The organism is Candidatus Kapaibacterium thiocyanatum (genome assembly GCA_001899175.1).
Taxonomy (GTDB): Bacteria; Bacteroidota; Ignavibacteria; order Kapaibacteriales; family Kapaibacteriaceae; genus Kapaibacterium; species Kapaibacterium thiocyanatum.
Genome location: MKVH01000021.1, coordinates 258,946 through 270,980 on the forward strand (window position 1 = coordinate 258,946; position 12,035 = coordinate 270,980).

The 12,035-nt window shown below is 56.7% G+C and carries 8 protein-coding genes; 1 reads left to right on the plus strand and 7 read right to left on the minus strand.

Annotated elements, in window-relative coordinates:
* Positions 1-327: 327 nt before the first annotated feature.
* The 6 genes from BGO89_07320 to BGO89_07345 form a co-directional block, all read right to left on the minus strand.
* Positions 328-2,247, minus strand: coding sequence for a hypothetical protein (locus BGO89_07320; GenBank protein OJX57772.1), 1,920 nt, complete (start codon positions 2,245-2,247; stop codon positions 328-330).
* Between the two features lie 1,472 nt (positions 2,248-3,719).
* A complete protein-coding gene (locus tag BGO89_07325) occupies positions 3,720-5,012 on the minus strand; it encodes a hypothetical protein (protein OJX57773.1) in 1,293 nt (430 codons plus the stop codon).
* Between the two features lie 262 nt (positions 5,013-5,274).
* Positions 5,275-5,796 carry a hypothetical protein gene (locus BGO89_07330; protein OJX57774.1) on the minus strand — a complete coding sequence of 174 codons (522 nt, stop codon included), beginning with the start codon at positions 5,794-5,796 and terminating at the stop codon, positions 5,275-5,277.
* Positions 5,797-5,836: 40 nt separating this feature from the next.
* Positions 5,837-7,786: an NADH-quinone oxidoreductase subunit L gene (locus BGO89_07335; GenBank protein ID OJX57775.1), complete on the minus strand. Its 1,950-nt coding sequence runs from the start codon at positions 7,784-7,786 to the stop codon at positions 5,837-5,839.
* A 3-nt stretch (positions 7,787-7,789) separates the two neighbouring features.
* A complete protein-coding gene (locus BGO89_07340) occupies positions 7,790-8,698 on the minus strand; it encodes a hypothetical protein (protein ID OJX57776.1) in 909 nt (302 codons plus the stop codon).
* A 92-nt stretch (positions 8,699-8,790) separates the two neighbouring features.
* On the minus strand, positions 8,791-9,483 hold the full coding sequence (locus tag BGO89_07345; GenBank protein OJX57777.1) for a TenA family transcriptional regulator: 693 nt from the start codon (positions 9,481-9,483) through the stop codon (positions 8,791-8,793).
* Positions 9,484-9,591: 108 nt separating this feature from the next.
* On the opposite strand from BGO89_07345, the gene BGO89_07350 reads away from it, so the two are divergent.
* Positions 9,592-9,888 carry a Clp protease ClpS gene (locus tag BGO89_07350; GenBank protein OJX57778.1) on the plus strand — a complete coding sequence of 99 codons (297 nt, stop codon included), beginning with the start codon at positions 9,592-9,594 and terminating at the stop codon, positions 9,886-9,888.
* Between the two features lie 6 nt (positions 9,889-9,894).
* On the opposite strand, the gene BGO89_07355 is transcribed toward BGO89_07350, so the two are convergent.
* Positions 9,895-12,033, minus strand: a complete 2,139-nt coding sequence (locus BGO89_07355) for a hypothetical protein (GenBank protein OJX57779.1) — start codon at positions 12,031-12,033, stop codon at positions 9,895-9,897.
* Between the last annotated feature and the right edge of the window lie 2 nt (positions 12,034-12,035).

Consider the following 12,035-nt stretch of genomic DNA (forward strand, 5'->3'; position numbering starts at 1 on the left):
CCGTGAATGAGCGCGAAAACCGGCAAAAAGCATCCATTTCGAGTAAAAACAGGCCATTTTCACGCGAAAAGACCATAGAAACCACTGATTTCGACATTCCTGCTATCCACCCAATACCCGCCACGAAACCGCCACTTCCGCCAAACCGCCACAGCCACTTCTGTATGCGTCATTGGATTGGGGACCATCCCAGAAACCGCCACTTCCGCCAAACCGCCACAACCACTTCTGTATATACGTCATTGGATTGGGGTCTCTCCCGGAAACCGCCACTTCCGCCAAACCGCCACAGGCATTTTCTGTAACGTCACCCCGTGCGTCCGATGCTCACGGGGGTGCCTTCCGGTATTGGCCTCGGCCATCCCGCTCAAACAGGAGTGTATTCTTCAAGGCCCGTTCCACGGTCCGCTTCGAGGCCCCGTATTGCTCACCCAGGACGATCGCTTCGCGTGTGGACACCAGATCGGGCAGGGCCGCATACCATTCGGTCGTGCTGCTGCGGTGTCCCGAAAGAGCCGGATTCACCTGCCGCGGCAGGTAGCCCGTAACCGCTGACGCCGTTTGCAGGAAGTAGCCGCTGAGGGCCGATGCCGTACGGTAGTCCTCTTCCGAGCAAATGAGAAGGCGCGGCATCCCCGTGCGTTCCGCCTGCCAATGCCGTAGGACCGTCAGAATCATGGCAATCCGCATTTCGCTGACGGCGAGGCGGTGAATTGCTCCCACCATGTTTCCATGCTCATCGACATGAAGACCCTTCCAGCGGCCATACCTCATCTTGAATTCCTGCTGCTGTTCTTCCGTAAGTCTGAACTCTATGGCATTCTCCGGCAACGATGTCAGGAATTCATACAAGGCGTCCACGTCCGGGGCCACAGTGCGGATGGTGTCTTGTAGGTCATGCTCGTGATTCGCGAAGGGATCGAGGAAGGCATCCTTGCCCCGGACGAGGTGGAACAGAAACCGGGACGTGAGTCCGTTTTCCGTGCTTCTGAGGAGAGGTAGGAGTTGCTTCGGAGTGCCGGAAAGAAGGACCGTAAGGCGTGGCCGCGCGCAGGTGACAAAGCGTCGGTCCTGCATACGACTGATCGATATCTGCTCATGGGAGAAGGCCTTGCGAAGCGTGGGCGACAGGTCGCCGTGGTCGCTGTTAAGGGCCGTTGCCAGCGTATCAGCTTCGGAGTCCGATATGAGGATACTCCCGTTGGCCGCAAGAAGAAGGTTGATGGATGGTGCCGTCGAATCGGCGGGAGCCATAAGGCATCGACGTTCCGGCATCACGGGCATGTCGCTGCGTGGTGTGGTGGGTCCTTTCACACCCCTGGGTGGCTTTTGCACGGTCCTGCGGTATTCCTCCATTTCCCGATTGTAGCGGGTCATGTTCGCTTCATGGATACGTGCGAGACGTTCCTCGATGACCTGTGCGAGTTCGGGCGCGTAGCGTGCGATCCCCTTGCCGCTCCCCGCCGGGCCGACGATGAACAGATACAGCGGGGCATTGAGGACGTACCGGCCATAGCGGAAGAAGACGTTAGGCAGCACTGCCGAGAACACCACGATACAGGAAAGAAGCAGGGTGGACCGCTCTTCCATATCGTCGATGCCCTGCACGATACCTGAAAGCGGCTCCGGCAGATGGTCGTAGATGCCACTGGGGACGACGGGATGACGTTCGGTCTCGGACGTCCCTTCCTCGTATGACACGACGTCGGGTAGTGTCTCTGCGTAGGCAAGAAGCGTATCAATGTCGCCGCCTCGTTCCAGATAGTCGGTAACGTCGGACTTCTCCGGAAGTGTGGCGTCGAGGTCGTGCAGGTTCAGTATCCGGAGAGATGCCGGTGAGCCGTTCTCCAGAAGGGAGTCCTTGACGATCCCTGCATGTTTCCGTCCAACGTCGTCCAGATCGGGAATGATAAGGACGTCAGCCCCATCAAAGAATCTGGAATGGTCCTTCGGCCATTTACACGCGCCATAGGTTGCCGTCGTCGCGACGAGGCCCAAGGCAGTAAGCGTATCGGCGTCTTTCTCTCCTTCGACGATGAAGACGTGCTTGCCGTCCTGAATGCCCTGCAAGAGGCCCGGCAGACGGTAGAGAACAGGGTCAAGGCCCTCCATCGTCGCGGCGAAGGTTGTGCCGTTCCATCGCTCGGCAAGGGTCTTCTTACCGTTCTTGTGCTTCCAGAGGCGGACGCGGTAGAGAAGGTTGCTGTTCTCGTCATGGTAGAAATGTTCCCGCCATGCGCCATTCAAGGTAGTAGAGGATGAAGTCATATCAGTATCGGATGTGAAGGGGTCGTGTTCCCATGCAGCGGCATCCATGTCCGGACGAACGTCCGCTGCGCTGGTATGGTGGATGTAGGAAGGGGCGTATGAACCGCGATAGGCCGGACGTCGTTCTTGGCTTCGTTCGGTGGTCCGTGACGGTGAAAAGGACTCCTGTGGCGGGAAGAATTTCTGACCACATTTACTGCTATGACACTTGCCGCCACCACCCGGTGAATCGAGAAGGGGGCAATAGCTCCGCGATTTGCCGCATGGACATTGCTGCTTCGGTCCGAAGCGATGCCGTTTCGTTTCCTTCCTCATCGGCCTGTCCTCGACGTTGGTCTATCGCTGCGGCGTCTGGACGTACGCGGTGCAGCACGTAATCGTAGCCGAGGACCGCTTGCACCCCCATCGGCGTTACACTGAAGGCAGGCGTCAAGGTCTCCCTTACGGAACAAGACACGCGCACCCATGCGAACGCAGGCAATGTGCTTGTCCCGGATACGACGCTGAAGGGAAGGGACGGAGATACGGAGATACTTGGCGGCCTCCCGTCTCGTGAGTAATTCAGGGGCCTCCGCGTCCTTCTTCTGCGGAGAGCCATAGCCACGCGCGTCAAGCGCACGTTCTATTTCTTCGCGCATGACGCTGCGAATATCCTGTAGGGTTACCCCTTGGATCAGGGTTGAGATGGTGGTATCGATGGACATGGAAGTCCTCCCGACCGTATGTGGAGCAATAGCACTGTTGAAAGTCAGTGCGCGAATCGAGTCTTGTCAGAAGAGAAGTACGTCAGCGTTCGATGGGCAGGTCAAACCCATTCATACTTCTGCAAAAGAATGAGCGGTACGTTCGTTGTCAACATTCCCCACGGCGTGAATTATGCCGATGACGTCAAAAATGATCGTCTAGTGTCATAGGCATACACACAAACCTACGGCACCGAATCACTCCGGTCAAGAGGTCATCGAATATATTAACTCTGAGAATGGCAAGTATCCAAGCGGCGTAGCAAGTATGCGCGCAAGTATGCGTACATAGTTGTGCGCAAACTTGTGCGCACAAAAGCGTCAACAACACGTTGTCTACTAATTATTCATTCTGAACCAGTTCATGAGGTGTCACGTGGTGTCATTTCGTGCGGATAGATGTACATAGATCAGCTTAGATTGTCATAGATCATCATTTCTTGTGCAGTTTCTGTGCAGTCTTGGTGAATAGGTCAGATGGCTTACCCCAAAAATGAGGCACTTCCGTTGGGCTCAAGGGCCGCATTTGCCCTGTCACGCCCTCCTGTGCCCTACGGCGTCCTCTTGCGCCCTCGTGTGCCCCGAACTGCCCTCGTTTCTGCATGGCATGACCCGAAAGGGGGTCATATGCGGCGCGAAATGCACCCCGAAAACAACAAAGGCCCCCGAACCACTCGGTCCGGGGGCCTTTGGCGTCCAATTGTTGCCTTAGAATGCTGCCCACGCATTACAGACGGCGGTCTTAATGCCTTCCCTCGTTCCTTTGAAGTATCGGGCTGCTACCCTGTTCGTTGGTTTGTGTCCGGTGACGCGAAATACGACCTGTTCCGGAAGGCCAAATTCCTCGATACTTATGGTCGTAAAGGTTCGCCGGGCCGAATGTGTCGTAAGCAGTTGCCATTTCGGGACGACCGTCTCGATGCGCTTGCCACCTTGATGTTTACAGACAATGACGGGTGCATCAATACCAAGCATTTGCCCAAGTTCCTTAAGGTGCCGATTCTGGTGCCAATTGCAATAGAACTCAATCTGAAGCGACGGGAGTGCCTTAAGAAGGTCTTCACAGGGTTGAATCATGGGAATAATGACATTCTTGGACCCCGTCTTCTTAATTGGCGAGACAACGAATTTGTTCTTGAAGTCGTAGTTCATGGGCTCCAACAGTTCCAGATCGCTGTATCGAAGTGCCGTGAACGTCTGGAGTAGATACGTATCACGAGTCTTCTGCAAACGCTCGATACTGGATAGGTCGGCATCGCGGAGAAGTCGTAGCTCCTGTAATGTCAGGGCAACCCCTTGCTCATTCTCATCCGACATTGCCCGGTAGAATTTCATGAAGGCAATGTTCGAGTGGAGCTTCCGCTCGTCATCCATCGCCCACTTCATGAAGACTTTGAGGCACTTGATATTATTGCCTGCGGAACTGTCGAGAAAATTCCGCTTCGTTACCATCCAGTGCATGAACCCACGATAGAAGTTCATATCAATGGCATCGAAGGTTAGAGTCATGCCGTGTTCACTAGCATACTGTCGTAGAACTTTGCCAGTATTTTCATAGGCACGAATTGTATTATCCGATGGTCGCCGTATTGTCACTTTCCCGGTACTGGTCGTAATCGTATAGGTTCGAACGAACTCGTCGTAGTACCCCATAAGGTCCGGCGTAGCTCCCGCCGCTGATGCTGTTGCACCCGGCTTGATACGTGCCTTGACACGTCTCTTGAACTCCTTCGCATCCGCCTCGGTAGTAATTCTTCCAACCGCTTCAAGGTCCATCTGTTCATACACTTCCTTGGCGATGGCTTCAATTCTGTCCAGCCGCTGCTGATGGGCAACGCGCAATGGATCGGCGGCACGTATCTGTTGCTTGTCATGATTCCAGTATGCGGGGATAAGAGAAAGACCTGTACTGAAGCGGGGCCGTTCGCCACCGAAGGTAACGTCGGCCATCAGCGTTGTTTGCTCTGCTGAGGGCTTGTCGAGATAGAAAGTAATGTTCATCGCAGAACCTATAGGTAGATGGGCGTGAAACTGTATGGCCCAATATACTGGCAAAAACACTGACAGAAAATCTGATCCCTATTAATCAGAATTGAACCGAAATGAACACATGATTCTTGGTAACTACTTAAAGAAACATATAGTTATACGATCACGGAATATCATAAGGAATCATGGAATATCAATCTCTTAGTCCACACTGGAAACGAAGAACGCCATCCGGAGGATGGCGTTCCCTGAATCGTTCTATCGATGTTCCGTCTCAGTTCGTCGCGATGTGCTTCACGTTGAACTTGCCATCGGTGATGTTCATGGTCAGGCTGGGCGGCGCGGTGAGCTGTCCTGTGAACGTACCCTTGCAGTTGCTGCCGATAGCTCCCCACTCCGTGATCGTGATCGTACCCGATACGCCGAAGTAGGACACCGCGGAAGAACCGGAGTTGGCGATCGTGAGGCTCATGGCGTTACCTTCCGTCGCGTTGACCGTGTACGAACCGGGCTTGACGTCCTTGACCATCAGCGTCAGAACGAAGGATTCGTTGTTCTTGCCCGTAAGACCGGAGAAGACGACGAGGCCATCGGATCCTTCGACGGTCGCGATACCGGCCGAGTCGACGTTGAAGCCCTTGAAGACGGTGTTGCTGTATCCGCCTCCATTGGCCGTGAAGCTGTTCGTGGCGCTCGTCTGCGGGCTCGTCGGATTGTTGTTGTCGCTGCTGTCCGACTTGCATGCCGTTGCGAACAATGCCACGACCAGACCGAGCGTAACCAAGACGTTCTTCATTCCAGACTCCAGATTGTAGATGGTGATTCCGTTCAGTACGTCAGCGGAGCATCGGCATGACGGCGATGGCGATCAGCACGATGATGCCGAGCATCATGAGGAGGGCGTAGTTCTGTGCTACACCGGACTGCATACGACGCAGGATGTTGCCACCCGCACCTACGGCACGTGCGGAACCGTTGATGAGGCCATCGATCAGGATGACGTCGACGACCTTCCACAGGAAATCACGGGAGATCATGAAGATCGGGCTGACGATGGCCATCTGATAGATTTCGTCGACCCAATACTTGTTCCAGAGCAGTTTGTGCAGACCCGAGAATCGGGATGCGATGGACGCGGCCACGTCCGTACCGTTCTTGTAGATGTTGCGCGCCAGCAGGATACCGCTGACGGCGATGACGGTGGAAACCGCCATGAGCGTGAATTCGAGCGTCGTGTGTTCGCCGTGATGCTGGGGCAGGATGGCCATCGCCTTGGCGAAGATCGGCTCCAGCCAGCCTTCGAGGAGGTTGGGCATATGGAAGACGTGGGGGATGCCGAGGAAGCCTCCCACGGCCGAGAGTACCGCGAGGATGATCAGCGGCACCGTCATCGATGCAGGCGATTCGTGCGGATGGACGTGATGATGGTCGAAGCGTTCTTCACCATGGAACGTCAGCGTCGTCAGACGCCACATGTAGAATGCCGTACAGAAGGCCGCCACTGCGCCGATACCCCACAGGAGCGGGCTGCCGTTGAGCCATGCGAACCAGAGGATCTCGTCCTTCGAGAAGAAGCCCGACAAGGGGAAGATACCGGAGATGGCGAGCGTGCCGATGAGAAAGGTCTTGTACGTCACCGGCATGTACTTCTTCAGGCCGCCCATCTTCTGGATGTCCTGTTCCTCGTGCATACCGTGGATGACGGAACCGGAACCGAGGAAGAGCAGGGCCTTGAAGAAGGCGTGCGTCATCACGTGGAACACGCCTGCGGTGAAGGCACCTACGCCGAGTGCCACGAACATGAAGCCGAGCTGGGACACCGTGGAATAGGCCAGGACCTTCTTGATGTCGTTCTGCACGATGCCGATCGTACCGGCGATCAGGGCCGTTGCGATACCGATGATCGTGACGACCGTCATCGTCGTGGGCGACAGGGCGAAGAGCACGTTCGTACGGGCGATGAGGAAGATACCCGACGTCACCATCGTTGCGGCGTGGATGAGGGCGGAGACGGGAGTCGGACCTGCCATGGCGTCGGGCAGCCACACGCCGAGCGGAATCTGTGCGGACTTACCGGTACATCCGAGGAAGAGCAGGAGCGTGATGATCGTCACAGCCGTATCGCCTACGACGAAGCGCTGGGGGGCCATCGCGTTGATGGTCGAATAGTCGAGCGTGCCGAAGAGATTGAACAGCATGAACATGGCGATCAGCACGCCGAAGTCGCCGATACGGTTCACGATGAACGCCTTTTTGGCCGCATCGCCGGTCCAGGTGATGTTCGTACCGTCGAACTTCCGGTCGTACCAGAAGCCGATGAGCAGATAGGAGGCCAGGCCCACGCCTTCCCAACCGAGGAAGGTCAGCAGGAAGTTGCTGCTCAGCACGAGGTTCAACATCATGAAGACGAAGAGGTTCAGGTATGCGAAGAATCGCGGGAAGCTCTTGTCTCCGTGCATGTATCCGATGGAATACACGTGGATGAGGAAGCCGATACCGGTGATGATCAGCGTGAACAGGATGGAGAGCTGGTCGAACTGATAGGCGATGTCGACCGAGAAGCTACCCGTGGCGATCCACGAATAGATCGGAACGACGACGGAGCGTTCTTCGGCCGGGCGTGCCATCAGCCCCATGAAGACCGAGACGGCGATGGCGAAGCTGGCCAGGATGGCTGCGCTCGCGATCGTGCCGACGAGTTTTTCGCTCTTGAGTTTCTTGCCGAACAATCCCGTTATCAGAAAACCGACCAACGGGAACAGTGGGATCAGCGCTGCGTAGTTCATGCCTTATCCGATCTCCGGTGCAATAGGTTCGAATTCCATTTTTTCCATTTCCATTTGTACGTGATGGAACTTGATGCGCATCGTTTCATCGACGACCATCATTCCATTACGCTCCACCTTCATCCAGTCCGAACGCCGTGCCGTGAACGGCTCCGATGCCACGACGATGGCACTCGGCCGTCCGAACGTCGGCTCCATCATACAGACGTCACCCCGGCAGTGGTATTCCTTGCCGAACATGTAGTACAGCGAGGCCGGTTGCACGTTGGGATTCGTCGTATACCGTACCGCCACCAACGACGTACCGTTGGTGACGGCGAGGTTGAGGTACGAATGCTGCCGCACACCGGCTTCGATGAGCAGCGCATCCAGATCCTCGAACATCTTCATCATCGCATGGACCATTTCCTCGCACGTCACGCTTCCCAGCGGGTTGGCGATGTGATTGAGGAACAGACCGAACATGTGTTCCGAGTCCGTCGATCCCTGAATGGCATCGTATGCAGTGTCATTGAGCCCGCGGAGCAGGGCACGACGTATCTGCTTGTATCCGCCGAGCACTCCGTTGTGCATGAACATCAACTGTCCGCACGAGAACGGATGGGAGTTCACCTCTTCGACCGTGAGGCCGGGAGATGCGGCCCGGATATGGGCGAAGATGCACGGCGAATAGATCTTCCTCGCCAGGTTCTTCAGGTTATGATCACTCCACGAGGGCTTGATGCTTCTGAAGACGCATGGTTCGTTGTCGAGTTCGGGCGCATACCACCCTATGCCGAAGCCGTCGCCATTGACGGCAACGGACATTTCTCCGGCATTCACACTTTGGGCCGTCACCAGCGAGAACCTGGGCTTGTAGAGCAGGTCATCGGCCAGGATCGGCGGCCCTATGTATGCGACAAAACGACACATGCGTTAGGGAGCCTGATAAGGGGCGTAAAAATACAAAACGGAAGCCGGTATCACTACCGGCTTCCGCCGCAAAACGTCGGACTGCGTCAGGCTCAGTTGAGGGCGGCCTTCTCCGTGCACCAGGTGTTGTAGACACCGTCCAGCAGGAGGTTGAAGGCATCGGCAGCTTCGCGGGCCGCATCGAGGGCAGCCTGCTTCTGTTCGTCGGACTGGCACATATGCACCAGGGCCTCGCGCGTCACCGTGCGGTGGATTTCGTCGGCATGTTCGTGCACGGCGAAGAATTCCAGGGCGTTGGGCGTATCGAGGTCGTACCACTTCTTCAGTCCGGCGATCTTCGTCGTCGAGATTTCCGGGATCTGCGATTCGTAGGCATAGAGGGCAGCCAGGCCTTCCGCCGGGTTGTTGCGGCGGGCGAGTTCCTTGAGGATGCTCACCGAGGCGCGCGTATGGGGCAGGAAGCGGCGCTGCTTGATCTCTTCGCGCGAGACGCCGAGGGATTCGGCGAAGCGCAGCCAGAGTTCGGGGTGGTTGTTGGCACCGTGCTCTTCTTCGATGAGGTTCTCGAGGAGCATCTGGCGGATTTCCATATCGTCACAGTTCGCATGCGTCGCGCTGACGTACGTCGGGAACGCATGGACCTGATGGTAGTATTCCCTTGCATACTCACGGAGCATGTCGACCGTCAGTTGACCTTCGTTCCACATGATGTAGAACGGGTGCTGCAGCATGTGGCGTTCGGTAACGATCTCGTCCAGCCGGGCGAGGAATTCTTCTGTTGTCATGGACGTAACCTCTGATGAGGATTGATTGATACGCAAGGAAGCCAAAGATAGCGGATTTCGTAATTTTGCCAACCACAGGAATTCAACACAACAGCTCGAACAGGCAACATGTCCACGGACGTTCCTTTTCTCCCTTTCGAACAGGGCGATCCTTCGCATGACGAAGTGGTCGAAATCGCCCTACCGACGCGCGTCGTCCTCTACAACGACGACTGGCACACGTTCGACGAGGTCATCGAGCAGATCATCAGGGCCACGAGTTGCAGCTACGATCATGCGGAAGCCTGCACCTACGAAGTGCATCACCACGGCAAGTCCATCGTCTTCGAAGGCGACATGGGCGACTGCCTGCGCGTGAGCTCGGTCCTGGAAGAGATATCCCTCCATACCCAGCTCGAGTGCTAAGCGTCGCTACGGCTTTCTGACCGGTGGCTGCTGGTTACCGGTGCTGTCCTTCTGCATACCGGGCATGGTACCCGGCAATGCCCCCTGCTGGAGCCCCTTCATCTGCCTCTGGAGCATATCGTTCACGGACGCGGGCTTGCCATCGGCTCCCGGAGGCGTGAGCCCCGGAATGTTGGGCAAGGCTCCGTTGGGTCCGGTGACCTGCAGGGCATTCTGGTTGTTCTTGATCATCTGCTGCAGAGGATCGAGCTCGCCGGCCTTGGCCTTGTCGTAGAGTTCCTTGTCGAGATCGCGCAGAAGCAGCGAATCGCTCACCTCGACCCCATTGCGCTTGGCGAGGGCGAATTCGAGACTCGGACGGATTTCCCGGGCGTACTCGGACCTGGGATAGCTCTCGACGAGCATCCCGTAGTAATACAGGGCACTGTCCTTGTCACCTATGTCCTTCTCGTACATCCATCCCAGCGCGTACAGTGCCTTGGGTGCGAAATCGCTCTTGGGGAACTGCTGGACGAGATTCCTGTACTGACGCGAGGCATAGGCATAGTCCTTGACGAGCCGGAAGCTGTTGCCACTGCGGTAGAGTTCAGCCGCATCGTCGATGACGACGTCGGCCGTATAGCCGAGATTCGTCTGCGCCTGGCGGGCGAATTCGGACTTCGGGTACTTTTCGGCCATGACTTCGAGAAGCGAATCGGCGGTTTCGGGATCCTTCTGCCGCACGATACGGGCTTCGGAGAAGAGATACCGTGCCCGCTCCTGATCATCGGCAGTCGTGCTGTCGGCCGCCATACGGTAGTATGCCAGGGCGGAGTCGACGTTACCCATCTGCTCGTGGACGCGCCCCAGCGAGAACACTTCCTTCGACCTGTTGCGTCGTATGGTGTCCATGAACTCGGCTCGCTCGTTGGTCACCAGAGCCAGTTGATTGATCTTCCGATGCTGCTCTTCCCACTGCTTGATAAGCGTGAAGTACTTGTTGGCGACGTCATACACGGGAGTCCGGACGACCTTGGCCTTGGCGAAATACTTCAGTGCGTCTTCGTACTTGCTCTGCTTGTAGAGTTCCATCCCCTTCTGGAAGGCCTGGGCCATCAGCTCCGGCCGGCCGATGAAGGCCGTGTCCGCCTTCCGCTCCTGGGCGATGACGGACGGATCGTTGATGTTGCCCTTCTGGAGGCGGTCCATGGCCATGCGTTCGGCAGCCAGATATGACGACCATTCGTCGAAGTTCCGGTTCTGCTCGAGGTCCATGAAGATCCGCTCCGCTTCCTGATACCGTCCGAGACGTGCCAGCGACGCCGCCCGATACAGCAGGGACTCGAATTCGGCCAGCGGATCCGGTATGTAGGTGAAGACCTTGGCGAAGGCCCGTTCGGCCATGTCGTACTTGCCGAGACGATAATAGAGCGATGCGACGTCTACCTGCCAGCGAGCGCGCTGCTCGCTGTCCTCGCTCTGGGCAATGGCCTGCTTGTAGGGCTGCACGGCCTTGTCCACGTCCCCTTCCTCGAGCGACAATTCGGCCTGGAGCCTGTAGGCTTCGCTCAGGATGTCGTAGCGGTCCTTGAACCAGGCGACGTCGACGGTCTTCGACAGCATCGTACGGCCCTGCGACATCTTGCGCTGGATCAGGTAGTTCTTGGCGAGCATGAGGTGGGCATCCGGCGAATAATCTCCCTCCGAGTACCGCTCGATGAGTTCGATGCACTTCTGTTGCGAGGGCAGCCATTCCTGACGATAGAAGTAGCTCTTGGCCATCAGGAAGAGCGTGCCTTCGACATAGTTCGACTTGGGATGGTTTGCCAGGATCTTCGACCCCTTGATGAGGATGGAGTCGACCTTCGTGGCCACGGGCTGGAGTTTCGCCCGTTCGATGATGAAGGTCCTCAGGAAAACGGGCGGCCCGCTGTTGTTGTTCTCCGTCTTGGTATCCACGCCTTCGATCGGCGGCACCAGCACCCGGGGCTTGACACGCTTGTTCTCGTCCTGGAAGAGGAATTCATCCTCGACCTCTCCCATGATCCGCTTGGCGTTGTAGTAGGTGTTGAAGAACGTCGTCTGGTTATCGTACCACGAACAACCCGCCACAGTCAGGGCGAGCAGCAGGACGGAAACGGGCAGGATGGTAGGACGGATGTTCACGG